Genomic DNA, 21,393 nt, shown 5'->3' on the forward strand with positions numbered 1-21,393 from the left:
GCGCTGCCGGGGCCTTCGCGAGCACTCAATCGATCGGGGGTTCGCCCGGGTCGAGCTCGATGAGGTCGCCCTCGGCCACGAGTTCTTCGATCGACGCCGGCAGCAGGTACGCCGACCCGCCGCCCGGCTGGTTGAACCACGGGATCGCGACGCCGGCCAGCGCCTCCAGCGGCCGTTGCACCCGGTAGACGTGGTACGGGCGGTTGACCCACTCCGGCACCAGCGACCGCTCGGCGAACGGCGTGCCCGCCGCGTACGTCAGGTTGCCGTTCGGGCCGCCGAAGCGGTCCAGCTCACTGCCCGCGGGCAGTTCGCGCAGCTCCTTGCCGCGGAACAGCGTCAGCGGCGGCTCACCGGCCATCGGGCCGATCGGCCACTGCTGCTGGCCACCGCCGCCACCACCGTTGACGGCCGGGCGGGCCGGTTCGTCCCGGCGCGGCGGCGCGGGCGCACCCGCCGGAGGGGGCGGTGGCACCGGCAGGACACCCTGCGGCATCGGGGCCAGGACCGTCGGCGCCGACGGCGGTTCGCGCCGGGGCGGTGCGGGCGCCGCGGGCGGCGGGCCGGCCTGCTGCTGGGCCATCGGCGGCGGCCCGGCCGGGACCGGCGCGGGCTGGCGCGGCGGGGCCGGCGGCTCGTCGTCCCCGAGGTCGCCGAAGAGCTCTTCGGCGCTGGTGAACGCCGTCTGCTCCTGCGGCGGCACCGGCTCGGGCTTGCGGACCTGGTACGAGCCGGTCGCGACCTCGGGCGACACCGTCGCGACGACCCGCTGCGGCGGGGCCGGCGGTTCCGGCTCGGGTTCCGGCTCCGGCGCGGGCGGCTCCTCGGGGGGCACGTGGCCCTCCGGGTTGAGCAGCAGCTTGCCGAGCATGAACGCGGCCGCGTCCTCGGCGTCGCCGAACACCGCGGGGTTGCTGAGCTTGCCGTCGTACCAGCCGACGCGCCAGCCGTCGTCGACCTCTTCGACGCTCCAGCCGTGCTCGGCGGGTTCGCCCAGCTTGTAGCCGCTTTCGGGGACGTCGAGCTCGTCGAGCTTGGCCTGCAGGCCGGCGAGCACCGGGTGGTCCGGGGTTTCGCGGCGCAGCGCCCGGCGGCCCGGACGCGGAGGAGCGGGCGGCTCGGCCTGGGCCGCGGGCTGAGGTGCCGGCTCCGGCACCGGCAGCACGCCGGGCACCTCGGGCTGGGTGATCATGGTCGGCGGCCCGGGGTCGAACGCGGCCTGCTCACGCCGGGGCGGCTGGAACGGGGGCTCGCCGTCCGGCCGGGCCGGCTGGCCCGCGGGCTGGAAGGCGTGCTCGTCCTCGTGTCGCGGCGGCTGGAAGCCGGCGTGCGACGGCTCGTCGTCGTGGTGCGGCTGGCCGGCCTGGAAGGCGTGCGCGTGCTCGTCGTCGTGGCGCGGCGGCTGACCGGGCTGGAAGGCGTGCTCGTCGTCCTGGTGCGGCGGCTGGAAGGCGCCTTCGTCCTCGTGGCCCGGCGGCTGGAAGCCGGCGTGCGACGGCTCGTCCTCCTGGCGGGGCGGCAGGCCGGACTGGAAAGCGTGCGCCGGTTCGTCCGCCTGGCCGGTGTCGAACGCGTGCCCAGCCTCGTCGTCCGGCGCTGGCGGACCGGACTCGAACGCCGCGTCCGCCGGTTCCTCGTCGTGCCGGGCCGGACCCGGCTCGAACGCCTGCTCGGCCGGGAAGGCGTGCTCGTCTTCCCGCGGCGGCTGGAAGGCGGCGTGCTCCTCGTCGCGACGCGGGAAGGGCTCGCCGTCGTGCGGCTGCTGCTCCTGCCCGATCGGCTGGTCGGGGACGTACTCCGCGGTCTCTTCCAGGTCGGGCACCCGGCCCGCCTCCGGCGCCGAACCGTTCGCGACGCCCGCGTGCTCGGGCTGCTGCGCGTACTCCTCGTCGCCGTACTGGTGGTCCTCTTCGGCGAAGCGGTCTTCGAACTCCTGCTCGTCGAAGCCCGCTTCGGCGTATTCGTGCTCTTCGGCCGGAGCCTCGGGTTCGGCCGGCGCGTGCACCGAGAGCGGCGCCTCCACCGGCGCGGGCGGTTCCTGGTGCTGCTGCGGCGGCGCGACGGGCGGGGGCGCGACGGGCGGCGGGCCCACGGGCGCCTGCTGCTGCGGCGGGCCCTGGGGCGGCATGCCCTGCGGGGGCGGCCCCTGGGGCGGCGGTCCGGCCGGGCGCTGCTGCTGCGGCGGCGGCTGGTTGCCCCGGGTGAGGTACGCGGCGGCGGCCTGCAGCGTCGGCTCGTCCACCGGCGGCAGCGCGAAGCCGGTCGCCCGGACGTGCTCGACCAGGTCCGGTTCGGGCGAAACGCCGTACTTGTGCAGGTAGAAGTTGACGGCGGCGGGCCAGATCCACTGGCCGTCGCTGTGGAAGGCGACCGGGACGGTCGCTTCCGGTGTCGCGGCCAGCCGGTCGATGTCGTAGCCGCGCTCGGGCACCACCAGCGGGGCGTGCTCGAGGTACTCCAGCAGCCTGTCCTGCTCCTCGACCTCGAGGTCGGGGCGGTTGATGACCGGCCGGCCGGCCGGGCCGACGGTGTCGAAGATCCGGGCGATCCGGAAGTGCGGCCCCGGCTGCTCCGGGCCGAGCCCCGACATCCGCCGGATCAGCCATTCGGGGACGTTCTCCTCGGTGCGCGGGAACATCCGCAGCTCGTCGGAGTAGGCCTGCGGCGGCGGCGCGAGGTTCCACACCGGTTCGTCACGGTTGTACTCGAGGTTGTAGCTGGACGGGTGGTCGAGCTGGTAGCGCGCGTTGAACCACGTTCCGCGGCCGTCGCGGTACATGCCACCGCGGAGCCTGCCGAACAGGGTCGCGATGTCATGGGTGGCGAGCCACTCGTGCACCGTTCCGTCCTCGGTGACGATCTCGCCGGTCAGCTCGTGGTACCTGCCGAGCGCCCGGTACTCCGCGGTGACTTTGCGCCAGTCGCGCGGGGCGGCACGCAGCAGGGCAAGTCCGATCTGCTTGACCAGGGTGTCCTGCTCGGTCGCGTTCAGCTGCGTCGTCGGTTGTGCCACCCGCACATTTTGACTGTTCGCGCGCGTGAGTGCACCCCGCATGTGGGTTTTGCCGCCCGGTCACCCGATGGCACAGGCTCTGACCTCGGGTGATGCGACGTGCGGTAGATCACAGCTTGATCGCGGGCATCGTCGCGAATGGACCGTGTGGGGTAGCGATCACTCTACGGGCTGCGACCACCCGCGCCTGGAAGCGACGCGCGGACGCCGCTTTGCCAGAATGGGGCCCGTGACGGCGAAGATTCTCGACGGCAAGGCCACCAAGAACGCCATTTTCGCGGAGCTCGAACCCCGCGTCGCGGCCCTCGCCGCGAAGGGGGTGACGCCCGGTCTCGGCACCGTCCTGGTCGGCGACGACCCGGGGTCGCACTCGTACGTCCGGATGAAGCACGCCGACAGCGGCAAGATCGGGATCAACTCGATCCGCCGCGACCTGCCGGCCGACATCACCCAGGAGAAGCTCGAAGCCGTCATCGACGAGCTGAACGCCGACCCGGCCTGCCACGGCTACATCGTGCAGCTGCCGCTGCCGAAGCACCTCGACGCGAACCGGGTGCTCGAGCGGATCGACCCGGAGAAGGACGCCGACGGCCTCGCCCCGGTCAGCCTCGGCCGGCTCGTGCTGGGCCAGCGGGGCGCGCTGCCGTGCACGCCGTACGGGATCATCGAGCTGCTCAAGCGCCACGGCGTCGAGCTGAACGGCGCGCGCGTCACCGTGGTCGGCCGCGGTATCACCGTCGGCCGCACGCTGGGCCTGCTGCTGACCCGCCGCAGCGAGAACGCCACCGTGACCCTGTGCCACACCGGCACCCGCGACCTGGCCGCCGAGGTCCGCCGCGCCGACGTCGTGGTCGCCGCGGCCGGGGTGCCGGGGATCATCACGCCGGACATGGTGGCGCCGGGCGCCGCGGTCCTCGACGTGGGCGTGTCCCACGTGGACGGCAAGCTCACCGGCGACGTCCACCCGGGAGTCGCCGAGGTCGCCGGCTGGATTTCGCCGAACCCGGGCGGGGTCGGCCCGATGACGCGGGCGATGCTCGTCAGCAACGTCGTCGAGGCGGCGGAACGCTCGGTCCAAGGCTGATGACCGTGACCGAGGACCGGCGGGACATCGGCGACCGCCGGAGCAGGCAGAGCCGGTTCAGCCAGCTGCCGTTCGCGGCGGTGCTGCTGGTGGTGGCCGTCGCGGCGCTGCGGATCTTCCAGTACCACTGGCGGGAGGGCGCGGCGCTGATCGGCGCCGCGCTCCTCCTCGCCGCGGTGTTGCGGCTGGCGCTGCCGACGCCCAGGGCGGGCCTCCTGGCGATCCGGGGCAAGCTCGTCGACGTCGTGACGTTCACGTGCCTGGCGGCGGCGGTGCTGTACGTCGCCCTGACGATCATCGGCGGCCCGCTCGGGTCGTGAGTGGTAAGGCGGGTTAGAACCCGCCTTACCACTCACGACCAGCGGCGGCAGGGTTCAGGACGCGAGGGCGAGTTCCCGCTGTTCGGCGCGGGCTTCGCGACGGTCCAAAGTGCCCGAAACGATCGCCAGCGTGAGCCCGAAGACGGCGAGCAGTGCGCCGACCCAGTTGGGGGCGACCAGGCCGAGCCCACCCGCGATCACCAGCCCGCCGAGGTAAGCCCCGATCGAGTTGGCGATGTTGAACGCGGACTGGACGGCGGCCGACACCAGGGACGGAGTGCCGCCCGCCTTTTCCATGATCCGCGCCTGCATCATCGGGCCGATCATGAACCCGGCGACGCCGACGAAGAAGATCGTGATCGCCGCGCCGACCTTGCCCTGCGCGGTGATGGTGAAGATGCCCAGCACCGACGCCAGCGCCAGCAGCGCGATGTACAGGCTCGGCATCAGCGCGCGGTCGGCCAGCCGGCCGCCGAGCAGGTTGCCGATCGTCATGCCGACCCCGGCCAGCGACAGCAGCAGGGTGACGTTCGACGGCGAGTAGCCGGCGACGTCGGTCAGCATCGGCGTGATGTACGACAGGCAGGCGAACACGCCGCCCAGCCCGAACGTGACGATCGCCAGCGCCAGGTGCACCTGAGGGCGCTTGAAGGCGCCGATTTCGTTCTTGAGCGACGCATCGGCGGTGGGCTTGCCCTGGTGGGGGACGAGCTTCGCGATGGCCGCGATGGCGACCAGCCCGATCACGGCGACGACGCCGAAGGTGGCTCGCCAGCCGACCTGCTGGCCGAGCAGCGTGCCCAGCGGCACGCCGATGACGTTCGCCAGGGTCAGGCCGAGGAACATCAGCGACACGGCCTTGGCGCGCTCGCCCTGGCCGACGAGGCTGGAGGCGACCACGGCCCCGGCGCCGAAGAACGCACCGTGGGGCAGGCCGGCGAGGAACCGGAACGCGATGCCGAACTCCTGGCTCGGCGACAGCGCGAAGAGGGCATTGCCCACCGTGAACAGGCCCATCATGGCCAGCAGCATGGTCTTGCGCGGCAGCCGGACGGCGACCGCGGTGAGCAGGGGGGCGCCGACGACGACGCCGAGTGCGTAAGCGGAGATGAGGTGGCCGGCGGTCGGGATGTCGACGCCGAAGTCGGCGGCCGCCTGGGGCAGCACGCCCATCATGACGAACTCGGTGGTCCCGATGCCGAAAGCTCCGATGGCGAGCGCGAGCAGCGCGACGGGCACGGCACTCCTTCCAGGGTGGGTAAACGATTACCGAGCCGATCTCTGGATCGGTTCAGTAAGGGGGCATAAAGAGAGGCAGCCATTCGGCCCCAGCGCCGTGAGCTGCCTACGCCCCAGTCCAACAAGCGAGGGGGGCGGTTGTCATCCCGATATCGGGTGACGATCCACACCACAGGCGCGATGATCAGCGCTGAGCGGCGAGAACGCCGTTCAGCAGGCCCGGGAACAGGGCGTCGAGATCGTTGCGGCGCAACGAGTTGAACCGGGTGGTGCCTTCCTGGCGGCCGACCACGACCCCCGCCTGGCGCAGGATGCTCAGGTGGTGGGTGAGTGTGGACTTCGTCACCGGCACGGTGAGGCCGCTGCACGAAATCTCCCGCTCGGTCGCCGCCAGCTGGCGGACGATGGCCAGCCGCACCGGGTCGGCGAGGGCGCGGAGCACGCCTTCGACGGTGATCTCTTCCCGCGCCGGGTAGTGGAGCGGCGGCAGGGTCGCGTGCTTGGCCATGCGTCCATCGTACGACGCCGGTCGAAATTGTGGCAGCGAAGTAGTACGGTCACTGTCGAACTACGACGTTCGTCGAACCAATCTCTGCTTCGCTTGGGGGCTCCGCCCATGTCCGCACCTGCTCCGTCGAGGATCTCCGTCCTCGCCTTCGGCGCCTTCGGCGTCGGGACCAGCGGTTACATCGTCGCCGGGCTGCTGCCCGCGCTGACCGGCGAGCTGCACGTCTCGGCCACGGCCGCGGCGCAGCTCGTGACCGCGTTCGCCATCGCGTACGCCATCGGCTCGCCGCTGTTCGCCGCCGCGACCGGCACCTGGGAACGCCGGACGCTGCTGGTCGCCGCGCTCGCCGTCACCGGCGCCGGCAACCTGTTCGCCGCGCTCGCACCCGGCTACGGCTCGCTCCTGGTCGCCCGGGTGGTGACCGCGGTGGGCGCCGCCGTGTTCACCCCGGCGGCGAGCGCCGTCGCGGCCGAGCTGACCGTCCCCGAGCGCCGGGGCCGCGCCGTCGCGCTGGTGTTCGGCGGCCTGACGGTCGCGCTCATCTTCGGCGTCCCGCTCGGCAGTCTCATTTCCCAGCACCTCGGCTACCGGCCGGCGTTCGCGCTGGTCGCCGCGTTCTCGCTGGTGAGCGCGCTGGCCGTGCGGTTCGCGCTGCCCACGGTCGCCGCGCCGCCGCGGGTCGGCCTGGCCGAGCGCTTCGCCGCGGGCCGCGACCCGCGGGTGCTCGTCATGCTGGCCACGACGGTGCTCGCCTGCTTGGCCGCGTTCATGGTCTACACGTTCGTTTCGCCGCTGCTGGCGGCGACCGCGGGCGTGCACGGTACGACCGTGACGGTGCTGCTCTTCTGCTACGGCGTCGGCGGCGCGATCGGCAATTTCGCGGGTGGCCGGGCGACCGACCGCTGGGGCTCGCGGACGCCGCTGCTCGTGGTCACCGTGGTCGTCACCGCCGTGATGGCGTTGCTGCCGCTGACGACGGTGACGCCGGTCGCGGCCGGGATCTCGCTGTTCGTCTGGGGGCTGGCGACGTGGTCGTTCAACCCGCCGGTGCAGCACCGCCTGATCGAGCTGTCGCCGGGCCACGCCGGGCTGGTGCTCTCGCTCAACGCGTCCGCGATCTACCTCGGCGTCGGACTGTCCGGCGTGGTCGGGGGAGCGGTGCTCGCGTCGGGCGGCCCGCTGCTGCTGCCCGAGGTCGCGGCCGCGCTGACCCTCGTCGCCCTGCTGCTGGTGGGCTCGGCGTGGGGGCGGGTCCGCGAGCCTCGGGAACAGGTCGCCGCCGGCTAGCCGGCGTGCGCCTGGACCTCGCAGTCGGGCCCGGGGTAGACGAGCCCTTCGTGCCCGTCGGCGAACCGCACCAGATAGGGCGGGGCGCCGTCGGGGCCACGGACTTCGAGGATCTCGCCGCGCTGCTCGGCCGCTCCGACCGTGCGGCCGTGCACCTGGATCTCGTCTCCTACTCCTGCGTGCATGGGGCTTCACCTCCGTGTCCATGCTAGGAGCGGAAACCCGTCCCGTGGACCCCGCGAACGGGTTAGACTCCGGGGCATGATCAGCGAATTCGGAGGCGCCGCGCCTCGGCGCCGGTGAGCCCTTCGGTCCGGGTCCGCACGCCCCGAGAGCTGCGGAAGACCCGGCGGAGCAAGGCACATTCCTGTTGGGGTCACCTGGTGGCCGCCCCGCTGTGGCCGTTGCACGGCGCGAATCTCGGCACCCTCCTACGCACCTGTGACGCCGTCGGCGCGTGCCTCGCCGTGCCGCGGTTCCCCTGGGTGCCCGAGGCGTTGCGGAGGGGAAACACGTTGCGGCGTCCCGCTTGCGTGCACTGGGTGCACGACCCACCGGGCTGGCTGGCGCGCGAACGGGCGGCGGGCACCCGGGTGGTCGGCGTCGAACTGGCCGAGGAAGCCGTCCGGCTGGCCGACCTGCCCGCCGCCCGCGGCCGCACGATCGCCGTGCTCGGCCACGAGCAGACCGGGATCCCGCCGGACGCCCTCGACCTGCTCGACAGCGTCGTCGAAATTCCGATGGTCGGCATCGGCGCGAGCCTGAACGTCGCGGTGGCGGGCAGCCTCGTGCTGTACAAGCTGGCGGGCCTGGCGTGATCGGTCTCAAGTGGACGGTCGCGGAAAACGCGGCGTGGTGCGATCTGGTCCGGCCCGGGCGGTTCCGCCCGCGGGCGTGGACCAGCCGCACGCGCACCCCGGCGTACTACCCGGACGCGGTGACGCTGACCCCGGACGCCACCGCCGCCGACATCCTCCCGTTCGTCGACGGCTCCGCGGGGTGTTCGGTCAAGGACAGCTTCGCGACCCTGGACCTGCCGGGGTTCTCGGTGCTGTTCGAAGCGACGTGGATCGCGTGCGGCCCCGGGGTGCCCGAGCCGGGCTGGCGGCGGACGACCGGCCACGGCTTCCCGGCCGACGACTCGGTGGCGGTGCTGTCCCGGGGCCCGGCGCTGGTCGTCGCCCACCGCGGCGACGGCGTGGTCGGGCTGTCCAACTTCTCGGGACCGCCCCGCTGCGCGTCTGGGTGCGTTAGCCCGTTTTCGCCGCGGCTTTGGCGGCCTTCTTGAACGCGCGGACTTCGGCGAGGGTCTCGGCGCTCGTGACGTCGGCGATCGACCGGCGCGAGCCGCGGTCGCCGTACGCGCCGGCCGCTTCGCGCCAGCCCTTCGGCTGGATGCCGCGCTGCTTTCCCAGCATGGCCAGGAAGATCTTCGCCTTCTGTTCCCCGAAACCGGGCAGGGCCCTCAGTCGCTTGAGGACTTCGGGACCGTCCGGCTTCGGGCGGCCGTCGAGCCAGATGCCTTCGGTGCGGCCGTCGTAGTTCTCGATGATGTGCTGGGCCAGCGCGTGGACGCGGCGGGCCATGGAGCCGCCGTAGCGGTGGATGGCCGGCGGCACCACGCACATCTCGACGAACGCTTCGACGTCGGTCTCGGCGATCTTCGTCAGGGAGAAGCCGTCCATCCGGTCGGCGATCTTCCGCGGGCCGGCGAACGCGTGCTCCATCGGGTACTGCTGGTCGAGGAGCATGCCGACGAGCAGGGCGAACGGGTCGTCGTTCAGCAGCTTGTCGGCGGCCGGGTCGCCGGTCAGGTGCAGTTCGCGCAACATGCCGTCATCTTGACACAACCCGCTTCTCCGGCAGGGGGGACGACCGGCGCTACCCCTTCGCGTAGCGCGACGGCGTCGTGCCCAGGTACCGCTTGAAGTGCCGGGTCAGGTGGGCCTGGTCGGTGAACCCGGCCGCCGTCGCGACTTCGGCGGCGGGGGTGCCGTCCAGCAGCAGCCGGCGGGCCCGGTCCACCCGGCGGCCGGTCAGGTAGCGGTGCGGCGGCAGGCCGAACCGCGCCCCGAAGCAGCGGACGAGGTACGCCGGGTGCGCGCCGAGCGTCTCGCCCGCTTCGGCCAGCGTCAGCGCTTCCGGCAGATGAGCGTCCAGCAGGTCGCGAAGATCGTCGGCGAGGCCGTGCTTCGGCTCGGGCGACGCCGGTTTGCCCAGGTGGGTGCGCAGGCGATCGGCGACCAGCACGAGCCGGCTTTCGGCCTCGAGCGTGTCACCGGGCTCGGCGAGGGACTCGTGGAGCTGGTGGATGCGGGTGCGCAGGAGGCCGTCGGCGAGGCTGGGCCGGTCGACCGCCGCGCCGATCAGGTCCTCGCCCAGCACCGGCGTGTCCAGGTAGAGCACGCGCTTGCGGAAGCCGTGGCTGGTCGCGGCGCGGCCGTCGTGGGCGACGTTCGGCGGCAGCAGCGTCACCGCCGGGCCGAGCGCGCCGTGGTGGTGGCGGTCGAGGTCGTAGCGGATGACACCGTCGTCGACGATCAGCAGCGTCCACGTGTCGTGCGTGTGCAGCGGGTAGGCGTGCGTGGTGAAGCGCGCGTGGAAGACCTCGGCGATCCCCGGGACCGCCGGCCGCCAAGCCGCGACGTCCGCCATGTCAAGAACGTACAAGACGCGGGCGTCGCGCCCGGGCGAGTCTTGGGGGTATGAGTTCCTTCGACACGAAGATCGCCGTCCTGCTCCGCGACGACCTGGCGTCCTGGCAGCGGCTGAACGTCACCGCGTTCCTGGTGAGCGGCATCGCCCACGTGACCCCCGAGCTGATGGGCGAGCCGTACGCCGACGCCGACGGCACCGAGTACCTGCCGATGTTCGGCCAGCCGATCATGGTCTTTTCCGGCACGGCGGACGTCCTGACCGCGGCCCACGGGCGCGCGCTGGGCCGCGGGCTGCGGTTCTCGATCTTCACCGACGAGCTGTTCCACACCGGCAACGACGCCGACAACCGCGCGGCGGTCCGCGAGGTGCCGGGCGAGAAGCTGGCGCTGGCCGGGCTGGCGGTGCACGGGCCGAAGAACGCCGTGGACAAGATCCTCAAGGGCGCGTCGCTGCACCGCTGAGTAAAACTGCTCTATCCCCCGGCCGGGTGAGCTGCCACCATGATCGGCAGTGCCGCGGAGAGCGGCTCGGGATGGGGAGGTTCCGTGAATTCACTTCGTCGTGCGTGCGTGGTCCTGACGGCGGCGGCCGGGCTGGGCGCGGCGCTCGTGCCGGTCGCCTCGGCGGACCCGCTGCAGACGGTCGCCTACACGTCGGAAGCCGGCGCCTGGCCGCTGGAAGGCAGCGCCCAGTACGCGGCGCCTGGTGACGAGATCGCCGTGTGGGAGTACGACGGCAGGCTGAAGATCGACGTCCAGTCCGGTTTCGAGGACATGCGCGTCGAGCTGAGCGCGCCGGCCGGGGAAGCACTCCACACCGGCACCTACACCGGCGCCCGCTGGCGTGGGCAGAGCGACCCGGCACTGACCACGCCCGGGATCTTCGTGGTCAGCACCCATTTCGGCTGCGGTGACGACTACGCGGACTTCACCATCGACCGGCTGGACAAGGACGCCGACGGCCGCACGACCGACGTCGACGCGACGTTCGTCCAGCGCTGCGGCGCCCCGGACGCCCCCGCCACCCGCGGCGAGGTCCACTTCCACCTCTGAGTCACGGCGCGGTCGCGTGCACCAGGAAGACGCTGCGGATCCGGTCGCCGGTGTCGACGGTGAACGTCCGCGCCGAAGCGTCCGCGAAACCCGCCGACGAGGCCAGCGCCGCCGCGCCGGCCTCGCCGGTCGGGAAGGACAGGTCCGCCGGCACGAACTCGGCGAACGGCCCGGACGGCTTGAACCGCGCCCCCGACACGATCGAGAACGCCAGCCGGCCGCCGGGGCGCAGCACGCGGAGCCAGTCGGCGAAGGCAGTGGCCCCCAGGAAGTGCAGCGAAGACGCGCACAGCACGACGTCGGCCGAGTGGTCCTCGACCGGCAGCGGCACCGCCGGCCCGACCCGCCACTCGATCCGCCCGTCCGGATCCTGCGCGGGCGCTTTGGCCTCGGCCCGCGCGACCATGGCCGGCGACAAGTCGACAGCCAGTACGCGCGCGGGCTTCAGCCGTAGCGCCGCATACGCCGCGACGCCCGTCCCGGTGGCGACGTCGAGGACGAGACCCGGAGCGTCGGGGAGCGGCTCGACCAGGGCTTCCGCCACCGATCCGTGGAACGGGTCGTCGTCGTACTGCTCGGCTGTGCGGTCGAAGAAGGCCGCCCGGGATTCGTCGGTCACGCACCCAACCTAGCCGGGGCCACCAGCGGTTTTCAGCGGACGACGGCCGGCGAACCCGAGGTCGGTGCGGTGGTACCAGCCCAGCTCGCGGTCACCTTCGAGCCAGCACAGGAGGACGTCGGTGCCGTCCAGCTCGGCCGGGAAGTCGACCAGCAGTGGCGCGAACCCCTTGAGCTCGGCGCCGGTGCGCTGCACCGTCGTCATCAGGTCGTCGAGGCGGGCCTGGGCGGCCTTCCACTCGGGCAGGCCGCCCAGCGCGGTGGCGCGGCCGCCCGGCCGCAGCGACGCCGCGAGCTCGGCGGCGTCGGCCCGGACGCGCACCAGTTCGTCGAGGACCGGCCGCAGGCGCGCCAGTTCGTCGCGCGCTTCCGCGACGGTGAACAGTCCCATTCGCCGATGATGCCATCGGCGTGCGTCAGCCTTCGCGCCGCCGCCTGACCAGTGCGTTGGCCAGCCCGCTGCCGACCAGCAGGAAGCCCACGCCGAGCAGGCCGCCGATGAAGAGGAAGTCCATGACGCCGTACGCGATGTCGCTCTTCGGCATCAGGTTGACCAGCCGGAACCCCCATTCGGGCACGGCCATCGCGGCGACGCCGGGCAGCACGCCGTAGATCAGGCCGCCGAGGATCGGGCCGACCGCCGACAGCGCCCCGAGCGCGGCGACGACCAGCAGCAGGATCGCCCCGCCGGCCAGCAGCGCGATGCCCAGCGGGTCGCGGTTGGTGCTCAGGGTGGCCTGGATCAGCTGCTGCTGGCGCAGCCCGCCCCAGCTCAGCAGGCCCAGCGCGACCGGCGTGAGGACGAGCCCGCCGAGCGCGCTGACCACGTGCGCGGCGCCCCGGCGCGGCCGTTCGTCGAGCACGTCGGGTTCGCCGGTGTCCGGGTAGTCGTTCTCGTAGTCGTCTTCGTAGTCGGCGTACCGATGGGTCGACATGGCCGTCACCTCCCGCATGGTGGGTTCACGGGTGGCATCGTGCCCTGGTTCACCGCCGAACGCCTACGGTCGCTCGGCAAGCGGTCGGATCGGGGTCCCGCCCGGTGATCCGGGCCACAAAGCGCGGGTGGAGACTTGATGCCGACCACTACTTGAACCATCCAGGTGCGTCAAGCAGTACGCTTGTACCGCTACCGGCGAGACGTATCGAAGAACGCGAAGATCCGCGGAAGGAGCACCGCTGCTCATGGCCAAGATCAAGGTCCAGGGCACCGTCGTCGAACTCGACGGCGATGAGATGACCCGCATCATCTGGCAGTTCATCAAGGACAAGCTGATCCACCCGTACCTGGACGTGAACCTGGACTACTACGACCTGGGTATCGAGGAGCGGGACCGCACCGACGACCAGGTCACGATCGACGCCGCGAACGCCATCAAGAAGCACGGCGTCGGCGTCAAGTGCGCCACGATCACCCCGGACGAGGCCCGCGTCGAAGAGTTCGGCCTCAAGAAGATGTGGCTGTCCCCGAACGGGACCATCCGCAACATCCTCGGCGGCGTGATCTTCCGCGAGCCGATCGTCATCCAGAACATCCCGCGGCTGGTGCCGACGTGGACGAAGCCGATCATCATCGGCCGCCACGCCCACGGCGACCAGTACAAGGCGACCAACTTCAAGGTCCCCGGCCCAGGCACGCTGACCATCAGCTACACCCCGGACGACGGCTCCGAGCCGATGGAGTTCGAGGTCGCGAAGTTCCCCGAGGGCGGCGGCGTCGCCATGGGGATGTACAACTACAAGAAGTCGATCGAGGACTTCGCGCGCGCGTCCCTGCAGTACGGCCTGGACCGCGGCCTGCCGGTCTACCTCTCCACCAAGAACACCATCCTCAAGGCCTACGACGGCCAGTTCAAGGACGTGTTCGAGGAGATCTTCCAGAACGAGTTCAAGACCGACTTCGACGCCAAGGGCATCTCCTACGAGCACCGCCTGATCGACGACATGGTCGCCGCGGCGATGAAGTGGGAGGGCGGCTACGTCTGGGCGTGCAAGAACTACGACGGTGACGTCCAGTCCGACACGGTCGCGCAGGGCTTCGGCTCGCTCGGCCTGATGACGTCGGTGCTGCGCACGCCGGACGGCCGGACCGTCGAGGCCGAGGCCGCGCACGGCACGGTCACCCGGCACTACCGCCAGCACCAGCAGGGCAAGCCGACGTCGACCAACCCGATCGCGTCGATCTACGCCTGGACCCGCGGCCTCGAGCACCGCGGCAAGCTGGACGGCAACCAGGAGCTGATCGGCTTCGCGAACACGCTGGAGCAGGTCGTCGTCGAGACCGTCGAGAGCGGTCAGATGACGAAGGACCTGGCGCTGCTGATCAGCAAGGACCAGCCGTTCCAGACGACCGAGGAGTTCCTCTCGACGCTGGACGACAACCTGGCGAAGAAGATCGCCCAGGGCTGAGTTCGCTGCTGCGAAAGCCCCTTCCCGGTTCGCCGGGAAGGGGCTTTTCGGTTGATCACGCGGTGTCACCTCGTGCCCGGGCCACTGGCGCCTCCGGGTGGTTGCGACGTCCGGCGCTGCCGTCCGGGTAAAGGATTGCCTACCCTTGGCGGTGGGGCGGGGTTCGCGGGTTGGAGGAAGGCATGTCGAAGAAGACTTTGCTCATCTTGGGCGCGCTCGTCCTGGTCGTCATCGTCTACGCCATGAACACGGGCAAGCAGGCGTCGGGGGCGTCGGCCACCGGCTGCAAGGTGACGGTGACCGCGGACGTCCTGAACGCCCGCGAGGCGGCGGACGGCCACGCGAAGGTCGTCGGCAAGTACTTGCGCGACGCCCAGTTCGACGCGATGCCGGGCGTGCAGAACGGCTTCCGCAAGGTGGCCGACACGAAGTGGGTGGCGGCCGAGTTCACCCAGCCCGTCGCGGGCTCCGCCTGCTGATTTTTTCAGACGCCCAGCAGGTCGGCCGCGAGCGTGACGACACCGAACGCCGCCGCCGACAGGCCGAGGGTCCTGGCGCGTTTCGGATCGCGTTTCGCCGCTGCCCGCCAGTAGAGGCCGACACCGATCGCCAGCATCAGCAGTTCGACCACGGCCGAGACGGCGGGCAGCCGCCAGAGCCCGAAGCCGAAGGTGGGCAGATCGCCGGCGTTGCCGGGCAGGATCGGCAGGTCGGCGCGGTGCACGACGAGGTCGAGCAGCCAGTGCGAGAACACGACCCCGCCGAGGACGAGCCCGGCTTCGCGGCCGAGCCAGTAGGCGGCGACCGCCCCGAACAGCGCGGCGAGCACGAGCGCGCCGACGAGGGAGTGCGTGTAGTCGGCGTGGATGACGCCGCCGCCGTAGCCCTCGCCGTCGATCGTCTCGACACCGCTCAGGTAGAGCGGCACGAAGACGACGTCGAGCCAGGCGGTGGCGAGCATGAGCGTCCAGACGGGGATGGCGGGCCGTCCCGCCTTGACGGCGGCGGCCAGCCCGAAGTGCCCGGCGATCATCGGCCGGCCTCCGTCCAGGGGAAGCGGGCGTCGAGCACGCCGAGCCCGACGGTGAAGAGCAGTACGGCGAGGATGAAGGTCATCGGTTTCCCTGTTCTGCGTAGGTTTCGAGGCCCTGGACGAGCATTTTCTTGAGCACTTCGAAGCTCTCGCCGACGTCTTCCGGGCGCCCGAAGCCGCCGGAGGCCTCGAGCCCGGCAAAGCCGTGGACGGCGGCGCGGATGCACCGCGTGGCGTGGACCGATTGGGCGTGGTCGAAGCCGAACGGCCGCAGCACGGCGAAGACGACTTCGGCGACGGCGTGGGTGGCGGTGCTGAGTTCGGTATCTCCCTGGTCGGGTGCGGCGGTCAGGGCGCCGGTGCGGTGCGGGTGGGTTTGCAGGTAGTGGCGGTAGGCGTCGGCGACCGCGGCAATCGCGTCTCCGCCCTCGCGCCCGGTGGCGGCGGTGCGGAGCGTTTCGGCCATTTCCTTGACGACGCGGAGGTCGATCAGCCGCCGGAGATCGGCGAGGTTTTCGACGTGCTTGTAGAGCGAGGGCGCGGCAACCCCGGCGCGGCCGGCGATCTTGGCGAGGGTGAGTGCGTCGGGTCCGGACTCGTCGACGAGGGCCATGGCGAGGTCGACCACCGCGTCGGTGGTCAGGCCGGCCCTAGGCGACATGGTGGCTACTTGGCATAGCTTTAAAGCTATGATTCGTAGCTTCGGTCGTCAAGGCCCGGTTTTGTCGGTGGTGGGTGCTAGAACTGATCACAGGAAAAACCGCAGGTGGCGGCGTGGGGCCGCCGGGAAGGAGGAAGCGTCCGGGGGCGGGCGACAACTGAATCGCGGGACGAGCCAGAGGTGTCCGCGGGGTCTCCAGGGGGAGTCTCGCGGGCCGGACGGGGAGTTCGGGCGGTGCGGGTCGGCGGCGGTGGGATCGAGCCCTGGGGACCGCGCTCAGACGGGGGTCGGAGCGCGACGGGGGAGATGTGTCGGTGCCGGGTGGGCCGTGGCGAGAGATCCGCGTTCCGGGCTGGCTGGGCGCGCGGTGGGCCGCTCGGGGGGCCTGCCGGGAGCCTGGATAGGCGCGCAGCGGGGCGTGCTCGGAGCGGCCATCGAGCGGCCGGTTCATTCTCTGGGTGCGCTCGGGCTCGCGGTGGTCGAGCAGCGCGCCGCCCCTAAGCGGTGCGAGCGCTGCCATCGGAGGCGACCCATCGGCGCTGGGCCGGCCGCCACCTCCCTCCAGCGGGCGTCAGAGCTCGATCACGGAGTCCTCTTCCGCGACCAGCACCTCGCCACCGAACTCGCCGCGGGCCTCCTCGGCCGCCGCGGGGCGGTCGGTGCCCGGCCAGAAGTGGGTGAGCAGGAGCCGGCGGGCGGCCGCCCTCTGGGCCCAGTGGCCCGCCTCGGCCGCCGTCATCAGGTAGCGGGGCTCTCCCTCCGGTGGTGGGGTACGGAGGGTGGCGTCGCAGATGAACAGGTCGGCGTCGCGGCCGAGCTCGGCCAGTAGCGGCGAGGGTCCCGTGTCGCCGGTGTACGCCACCGTCAGGCCGGGCGCCGTGAGGCGCACGCCGAAGTTCGGCTGGTGGTGCGGGAGCGGGTACGGCGTCATGCGGAACGGTCCGACGTCGGCCGGCTCGGCGAGGTCGTGCACCTCGAACAGCGTCTCCGGGTGCGGCCGGGGCTCCATCGCCTCGAGCCGGCGGACCGTGCCGGGCGTGCAGTGCAGCGGCAGCCGTGCCGCGGGCGCGCCGGCCTGGACGGTGTAGTGCCACGCCCGCCCGAGCGCGCTCACGTCCGCGCAGTGGTCGGGGTGCTCGTGCGTCACGACGACCGCGTCGGGCAACCCGTCGCGGCAGTGCGTGAACAGGCGCGGTGCGGCGCCGTACCCGAGGTCGAGGACCACGCGGAAGCCGTTGTGCGCGAGCAGGAATCCGGCGCAGGCGCGGCCGGCCTCCGGCCACGCGCCGCAGCTCCCCAGCACGGTCAACCGGCTCCCCGCTTCGCCCATGCGCGGCAGTCTCGCAGAGCGAGCCCGGCTCCCCGCACCGGTTTTCGGGACCCGCTGCGCCCGGCGCCGGCTCGCCGGTCGGTAGCGTGCAACGCGTGCTGACCGTCTCCACCGTGAACGTCAACGGCCTTCGCGCCGCCGCCAAAAAGGGCTTCGTCGAGTGGCTCGCCGCCACGAAGGCCGACGTCGTCGCCTGCCAGGAGGTGCGGGCCGAAGCCAGTCAGCTGCCCGCCGCCGTGGTCGACCCCGAGGGGTGGTTCTCCGTGCACGCGCCTTCGGCCACGAAGGGCCGCAACGGTGTTGCCATCTACAGCCGGGTCGAGCCCGAAGAGGTGCGGATCGGCTTCGGGGAGCCCGAATTCGAAGACAGCGGGCGGTACCTCGAGGTGCACCTGCCGAACGTCGTCGTCGCGAGCCTCTACCTGCCCAGCGGGGACGTCGGCACCGAACGGCAGGACGAAAAGGAACGCTTCATGGCCGCGTTCCTGCCCTACCTCGCCGAACTGCGGGCGAAGGCCGCCGCGGCGGGGCGGGAAGCCGTCGTCGTCGGGGACTGGAACATCGCCTACGACACCGTCGACCTCAAGAACTGGCGCGGCAACCGCAAGAACTCCGGCTTCCTGCCCGAAGAACGCGCCTGGCTCGGCCGCGTCTACACCGAGGCCGGCTACGCCGACGTCCAGCGCCGGCTCGATCCCGAAGGCCCCGGCCCGTACACCTGGTGGTCCTACCGCGGCCAGGCCTTCGACAACGACTCCGGCTGGCGCATCGACTGCCAGCTCGCGACACCCGGCCTCGCCGAGAAGGTCGTCGACGTCGTGGTCGAACGGGCCGCCGCCTACGACCAGCGCTGGTCCGACCACGCGCCGGTCACCGCGACCTACGACATCGACTTCCGCCGCTAGCTCGCTCGAACGGGTGAAGGCTCTCGAACAGGACGGGCGCCACCCGAAATGGCCACGCTCCGGCTCCGCTCTACTCCATGTAGTAGTCCTGTCACCCGAGTGAACGCCGGGGCTGCTCGGAGCGTCCTAATAGATGAGGGCTACCCTCGCTTCCGAGTTGATCAGAACCGGCAGGTCTTGACACGCTCGGTAGTTTTCTGACCAGTAGCACGCAACGCCTCACTCGGATGGGTGAGCGTTACTCGCGGGAGGCACTCCGGTGCGCAACCCAGGTCGAACCCTGTTGCGGTCCACCCTGCGCGGTTTCCGCGCGGCCGTGGTGGTCGCGCTCGTCCCGGCCGGCCTGCTCCTGGCCGGCGGCGGCAGCGCGTTCGCCGCCGTCACGACGACAGCACAGGCCGATACCAACGCCGCGAGCTTCGGCGTGCTCGGCCCCGTCGGGGTGGTCGCCGTCGCGCTCGGCATCATCGGCATGACGCTGGGTGTGCTGCGCCAGCGCCGCAAGACGCGCCTGGCCGAAGCGGCCCCCGCCGTGCCGGAAGTTCCCGACCCGGTCACGGCGATGGCCGAAGCCGTCCTCGGCGAGCCCGACATGACGCCGACGCGGCCGTTCCTCACGCCGCGCCCGAACGCCTGAGGGCCCTCGGCGCCCGTCGCTCGTCCCGGCCTGGAAGAATCCTGACGTGTCCGAAGAGCAGACCGTCGCAGCAGAGCGCCGCCCGCGGGTCCTGTCCGGGATCCAGCCCACCGCCGACTCGTTCCACCTCGGCAACTACCTCGGCGCGCTGCGCCAGTGGGTGAAGCTGCAGGACACGCACGAAACGTTCTACAGCGTGGTCGACCTGCACGCGATCACCGTCGAGCAGGACCCGAAGGTGCTGCGGCAGCGCACCCGCGTTTCGGCCGCCCAGCTGCTCGCCATCGGCATCGACCCGCAGCGCAGCGCCCTGTTCGTGCAGAGCCACGTCCCGGAGCACGCCCAGCTGAGCTGGGTGCTGGAGTGCCAGACGGGCTTCGGTGAGGCCGGCCGGATGACGCAGTTCAAGGACAAGTCGGCGAAGCAGGGCTCCGACCGCTCCAGCGTCGGCCTGTTCACCTACCCGGTCCTGCAGGCGGCGGACATCCTGCTGTACCGGGCGGACGCCGTTCCGGTCGGCGAGGACCAGCGCCAGCACCTGGAGCTGACGCGCGACCTCGCGCAGCGCTTCAACAACCGGCTGGGCAAGACGTTCGTGGTGCCGGAGCCGTACATCATTAAGGATACGGCGAAGATCTACGACCTGCAGGAACCGACGGCCAAGATGAGCAAGTCGGCGTCGAACGTCAACGGGATCATCGAGCTGCTCGAAGACCCGAAGCGCTCGGCGAAGAAGATCCGTTCGGCGGTCACCGACACGGGCCGCGAGGTCAAGTTCGACGTCGAGAACAAGGCGGGCGTCTCGAACCTGCTGACGATCTACTCGGCCCTGACCGACCGCACGATCCCGGACCTCGAAGCGGCGTACGAGGGCAAGGGCTACGGCGACCTGAAGAAGGACCTCGGTGAGGTGTTCATCGAGTGGGTGACCCCGATCCAGGACCGCGCGAAGTCCTATTTGGACGATGTGGCGGAGCTGGACAAGGTCCTCGCCGCGGGTGCCGAACGCGCCCGCGAGGTGGCGTCGAAGACGCTCGCGAAGACGTACCAGCGGATCGGGTTCCTGCCGCCGGTGCGGTGAAGCTGATCCTGCTCAACGGCCCGCCGGGCAGCGGCAAGTCGACACTCGCCCGGCGCTACGCCGCCGACCACCCACCGGCACTGGCCCTGGACGTGGACCGCATCCGCGCCATGATCGGCGGCCGGCGTGCGTCCCCGGGCGAAGCCGGCCTGCTGGCGCGGGACATCGCGGCGGCGGCCGCGCGCACGCACCTCGGCGCGGGGCACGACGTGGTGGTGCCGCAGCTGGTGGTTCGCGCGGGCTTTCCCGAACGCCTCGAAGCCCTGGCGAGCGAATGCGGGGCGAGCTTCCACGAGGTTGTGCTGCCGAGGGCCGGGGCGCAGACCCGAAACTCCCCCGCCCTCCCTGGGGGGCGTGCCCAAGTCCAGTCTATCGGCGCCCACCGACGAACCCGGTCTTCCCGGCCGGAAACGAGCTGCCTGTCCACATCCGGTCGACGTTGTGGACAACCGCCGGGCGGGCACTGTGTGGACCATGAAGGGAAGCTGACCTCCCCCGTGCCAGCCGCTCGCGTTGCGGGGTTCACCAAGCGTGGTTAGCGTTTCACGGTGGCGAATGAAGAGAAGGAAAAGCTCCTGCCGCGGCTGCGGCGGAAGTACCCGTGGCTCGATCACCTCATCCGGGCCAACGACGCCTTCACCGAGCGGTACGGCAACCACTACGCCGCTGCCATCACCTACTTCAGTGTTCTTTCCGTCTTTCCGCTGTTCATGGTGGCCTTCGCCGTGGTCGGGCTCGTCGTCAACCACGACCAGACGATCATCACGAAGATCACCGACGGTATCAACAACTCCGTGCCCGAAGGCCTCAAAGACCTCGTCAACGGCATCGTCAAGGGCGCGCTCGACTCCGGCGGCGGGATCGGGATCTTCGGTCTGCTCATCGCCCTCTACTCCGGCATCGGCTGGATGTCGAACCTGCGGGACGCGCTCACCGCGCAGTGGGGCCAGGAAAAGCAGCCGCAGCCGCTCGTCAAGCAGACGCTCAAGGACTTCGTCGCGCTGATCGGGCTCGGCGTCGCGCTCGTTGTCTCCTTCGCGCTGACCGCGGTCGGCGGCGGGGTCGGGCAGTTCCTGCTCGAGCTCGTCGGGCTCGAGCACGCCACCTGGGCGATCGTCCTGCTTCGCGGGGCCACCATCGTGCTCGGACTGGCCGCGAACACCCTCGTCTTCCTCTGGGTCATCGCCCGGCTGCCCCGGGAGCAGGTCGCGCTGCGCAGTGCCGTCAAGGGTGCGGTGGTCGCCGCCGTCGGGTTCGTCATCCTGCAGCAGGTCGGCTCGCTCTACCTGGCCAGTGTCACGAAGTCGCCGTCGGCCGCGCTGTTCGGGCCCGTCATCGGTCTGCTCGTGTTCGCGAACCTCGTTTCGCGCTTCCTGCTACTCATCACCGCGTGGACGGCCACCGCGAAGGAGAACGAACGCAAGGTCATCGCGCCCCCGCCGCCGGTGCGGCTCGAGCAGAGCGTCACCGTGCAGCGCGGACCGGGCCTCGGCACCGTCGCGAGCGCCTTCGGTGCCGGCGCGCTGCTGGCGTGGCTGGGTGGCCGCCGCAAGTCTTGACA

The 21,393-nt window shown here is 71.4% G+C and carries 26 protein-coding genes; 14 read left to right on the forward strand and 12 right to left on the reverse strand.

All coding sequences use genetic code 11. The annotated features are described in order from the left end of the window. Nucleotides 1–25: 25 nt before the first annotated feature. Nucleotides 26–3,019, reverse strand: a complete 2,994-nt coding sequence (locus tag C2L58_RS29360) for a glycohydrolase toxin TNT-related protein (RefSeq protein WP_103340916.1) — start codon at nucleotides 3,017–3,019, stop codon at nucleotides 26–28. A gap of 223 nt (nucleotides 3,020–3,242) precedes the next feature. Between C2L58_RS29360 and C2L58_RS29365 the strand changes: the two genes are divergently transcribed. Then, nucleotides 3,243–4,097, forward strand: coding sequence for a bifunctional methylenetetrahydrofolate dehydrogenase/methenyltetrahydrofolate cyclohydrolase (locus C2L58_RS29365; RefSeq protein WP_103341087.1), 855 nt, complete (start codon nucleotides 3,243–3,245; stop codon nucleotides 4,095–4,097). After that, nucleotides 4,097–4,417 (forward strand): DUF3017 domain-containing protein, encoded by a 321-nt coding sequence (locus tag C2L58_RS29370; protein ID WP_103340917.1) that lies wholly within the window; start codon nucleotides 4,097–4,099, stop codon nucleotides 4,415–4,417. Before C2L58_RS29365 ends, C2L58_RS29370 begins: the two co-directional genes overlap by 1 nt. Nucleotides 4,418–4,471: 54 nt before the next feature. Here the strand turns inward: C2L58_RS29370 and C2L58_RS29375 are convergent, their stop codons facing one another. Beyond that, complete coding sequence (locus tag C2L58_RS29375; RefSeq protein ID WP_103340918.1) at nucleotides 4,472–5,656, reverse strand: MFS transporter; 1,185 nt, start codon at nucleotides 5,654–5,656, stop codon at nucleotides 4,472–4,474. A 184-nt stretch (nucleotides 5,657–5,840) separates the two neighbouring features. Next, entirely contained in the window at nucleotides 5,841–6,164 is a 324-nt protein-coding gene (locus tag C2L58_RS29380) for an ArsR/SmtB family transcription factor (protein ID WP_103340919.1), read from the reverse strand. A gap of 108 nt (nucleotides 6,165–6,272) precedes the next feature. Between C2L58_RS29380 and C2L58_RS29385 the strand changes: the two genes are divergently transcribed. Next, a complete protein-coding gene (locus C2L58_RS29385; protein ID WP_103340920.1) occupies nucleotides 6,273–7,451 on the forward strand; it encodes an MFS transporter in 1,179 nt (392 codons plus the stop codon). Here the strand turns inward: C2L58_RS29385 and C2L58_RS29390 are convergent. Next, nucleotides 7,448–7,636, reverse strand: coding sequence for a DUF1918 domain-containing protein (locus C2L58_RS29390; protein ID WP_103340921.1), 189 nt, complete (start codon nucleotides 7,634–7,636; stop codon nucleotides 7,448–7,450). The two genes, C2L58_RS29385 and C2L58_RS29390, sit on opposite strands and share 4 nt — an antisense overlap. Nucleotides 7,637–7,834: 198 nt before the next feature. Between C2L58_RS29390 and C2L58_RS29395 the strand changes: the two genes are divergently transcribed. Both C2L58_RS29395 and C2L58_RS49945 read left to right on the forward strand, forming a co-directional pair. Beyond that, nucleotides 7,835–8,269: a TrmH family RNA methyltransferase gene (locus C2L58_RS29395; protein ID WP_103340922.1), complete on the forward strand. Its 435-nt coding sequence runs from the start codon at nucleotides 7,835–7,837 to the stop codon at nucleotides 8,267–8,269. Then, nucleotides 8,266–8,739, forward strand: coding sequence for a hypothetical protein (locus tag C2L58_RS49945; RefSeq protein WP_199191498.1), 474 nt, complete (start codon nucleotides 8,266–8,268; stop codon nucleotides 8,737–8,739). Before C2L58_RS29395 ends, C2L58_RS49945 begins: the two co-directional genes overlap by 4 nt. Here the strand turns inward: C2L58_RS49945 and C2L58_RS29405 are convergent. Continuing rightward, nucleotides 8,702–9,283 (reverse strand): HhH-GPD-type base excision DNA repair protein, encoded by a 582-nt coding sequence (locus tag C2L58_RS29405; RefSeq protein WP_103340923.1) that lies wholly within the window; start codon nucleotides 9,281–9,283, stop codon nucleotides 8,702–8,704. The two genes, C2L58_RS49945 and C2L58_RS29405, sit on opposite strands and share 38 nt — an antisense overlap. A 49-nt stretch (nucleotides 9,284–9,332) precedes the next feature. Next, nucleotides 9,333–10,106 carry a helix-turn-helix domain-containing protein gene (locus C2L58_RS29410; RefSeq protein WP_103340924.1) on the reverse strand — a complete coding sequence of 258 codons (774 nt, stop codon included), beginning with the start codon at nucleotides 10,104–10,106 and terminating at the stop codon, nucleotides 9,333–9,335. Nucleotides 10,107–10,156: 50 nt separating this feature from the next. Between C2L58_RS29410 and C2L58_RS29415 the strand changes: the two genes are divergently transcribed. After that, on the forward strand, nucleotides 10,157–10,570 hold the full coding sequence (locus C2L58_RS29415) for a DUF2000 domain-containing protein (protein WP_103340925.1): 414 nt from the start codon (nucleotides 10,157–10,159) through the stop codon (nucleotides 10,568–10,570). Between the two features lie 84 nt (nucleotides 10,571–10,654). Then, complete coding sequence (locus C2L58_RS29420) at nucleotides 10,655–11,161, forward strand: hypothetical protein (protein WP_233226009.1); 507 nt, start codon at nucleotides 10,655–10,657, stop codon at nucleotides 11,159–11,161. Between the two features lies 1 nt (nucleotide 11,162). On the opposite strand, the gene C2L58_RS29425 is transcribed toward C2L58_RS29420, so the two are convergent. The 3 genes from C2L58_RS29425 to C2L58_RS29435 are packed head-to-tail and all read right to left on the reverse strand — an operon-like array spanning nucleotide 11,163 to nucleotide 12,714. Continuing rightward, nucleotides 11,163–11,780: a class I SAM-dependent methyltransferase gene (locus tag C2L58_RS29425; protein WP_103340927.1), complete on the reverse strand. Its 618-nt coding sequence runs from the start codon at nucleotides 11,778–11,780 to the stop codon at nucleotides 11,163–11,165. A 9-nt stretch (nucleotides 11,781–11,789) separates the two neighbouring features. Continuing rightward, a complete protein-coding gene (locus tag C2L58_RS29430) occupies nucleotides 11,790–12,170 on the reverse strand; it encodes a DUF2203 domain-containing protein (protein WP_103340928.1) in 381 nt (126 codons plus the stop codon). 25 nt (nucleotides 12,171–12,195) lie between these two features. Then, nucleotides 12,196–12,714, reverse strand: a complete 519-nt coding sequence (locus C2L58_RS29435; RefSeq protein WP_103341088.1) for a hypothetical protein — start codon at nucleotides 12,712–12,714, stop codon at nucleotides 12,196–12,198. 247 nt (nucleotides 12,715–12,961) lie between these two features. Between C2L58_RS29435 and C2L58_RS29440 the strand changes: the two genes are divergently transcribed. Both C2L58_RS29440 and C2L58_RS29445 read left to right on the forward strand, forming a co-directional pair. After that, entirely contained in the window at nucleotides 12,962–14,185 is a 1,224-nt protein-coding gene (locus C2L58_RS29440; protein ID WP_103340929.1) for an NADP-dependent isocitrate dehydrogenase, read from the forward strand. Nucleotides 14,186–14,367: 182 nt separating this feature from the next. After that, nucleotides 14,368–14,664 (forward strand): hypothetical protein, encoded by a 297-nt coding sequence (locus C2L58_RS29445; protein ID WP_103340930.1) that lies wholly within the window; start codon nucleotides 14,368–14,370, stop codon nucleotides 14,662–14,664. 5 nt (nucleotides 14,665–14,669) lie between these two features. Here C2L58_RS29445 and C2L58_RS29450 read toward each other — a convergent pair whose 3' ends face one another. From C2L58_RS29450 to C2L58_RS29460, 3 genes are all read right to left on the reverse strand, one after another. Continuing rightward, complete coding sequence (locus tag C2L58_RS29450) at nucleotides 14,670–15,218, reverse strand: permease (protein ID WP_103340931.1); 549 nt, start codon at nucleotides 15,216–15,218, stop codon at nucleotides 14,670–14,672. Between the two features lie 79 nt (nucleotides 15,219–15,297). Then, nucleotides 15,298–15,879, reverse strand: coding sequence for a TetR/AcrR family transcriptional regulator (locus C2L58_RS29455; protein ID WP_103340932.1), 582 nt, complete (start codon nucleotides 15,877–15,879; stop codon nucleotides 15,298–15,300). A 571-nt stretch (nucleotides 15,880–16,450) separates the two neighbouring features. Then, complete coding sequence (locus tag C2L58_RS29460) at nucleotides 16,451–17,209, reverse strand: MBL fold metallo-hydrolase (protein WP_103340933.1); 759 nt, start codon at nucleotides 17,207–17,209, stop codon at nucleotides 16,451–16,453. 86 nt (nucleotides 17,210–17,295) lie between these two features. Between C2L58_RS29460 and C2L58_RS29465 the strand changes: the two genes are divergently transcribed. The 5 genes from C2L58_RS29465 (at nucleotide 17,296) to yhjD (ending at nucleotide 21,391) form a co-directional block, all read left to right on the forward strand. Continuing rightward, nucleotides 17,296–18,114 (forward strand): exodeoxyribonuclease III, encoded by an 819-nt coding sequence (locus C2L58_RS29465; RefSeq protein ID WP_103340934.1) that lies wholly within the window; start codon nucleotides 17,296–17,298, stop codon nucleotides 18,112–18,114. 283 nt (nucleotides 18,115–18,397) lie between these two features. Continuing rightward, nucleotides 18,398–18,751, forward strand: coding sequence for a hypothetical protein (locus C2L58_RS29470; RefSeq protein WP_199191499.1), 354 nt, complete (start codon nucleotides 18,398–18,400; stop codon nucleotides 18,749–18,751). 46 nt (nucleotides 18,752–18,797) lie between these two features. Further along, nucleotides 18,798–19,832 (forward strand): tryptophan--tRNA ligase, encoded by a 1,035-nt coding sequence (trpS, locus tag C2L58_RS29475; protein WP_103340936.1) that lies wholly within the window; start codon nucleotides 18,798–18,800, stop codon nucleotides 19,830–19,832. Further along, nucleotides 19,829–20,371: an AAA family ATPase gene (locus C2L58_RS29480; RefSeq protein WP_233226010.1), complete on the forward strand. Its 543-nt coding sequence runs from the start codon at nucleotides 19,829–19,831 to the stop codon at nucleotides 20,369–20,371. The genes trpS and C2L58_RS29480 overlap by 4 nt, the downstream gene beginning before the upstream one ends. 9 nt (nucleotides 20,372–20,380) lie before the next feature. Next, nucleotides 20,381–21,391, forward strand: coding sequence for an inner membrane protein YhjD (gene yhjD, locus C2L58_RS29485; RefSeq protein ID WP_103340937.1), 1,011 nt, complete (start codon nucleotides 20,381–20,383; stop codon nucleotides 21,389–21,391). Nucleotides 21,392–21,393 lie beyond the last annotated feature (2 nt).

This window comes from Amycolatopsis sp. CA-126428, from assembly GCF_002904335.1.
In the GTDB taxonomy this organism is placed as follows: domain Bacteria; phylum Actinomycetota; class Actinomycetes; order Mycobacteriales; family Pseudonocardiaceae; genus Amycolatopsis.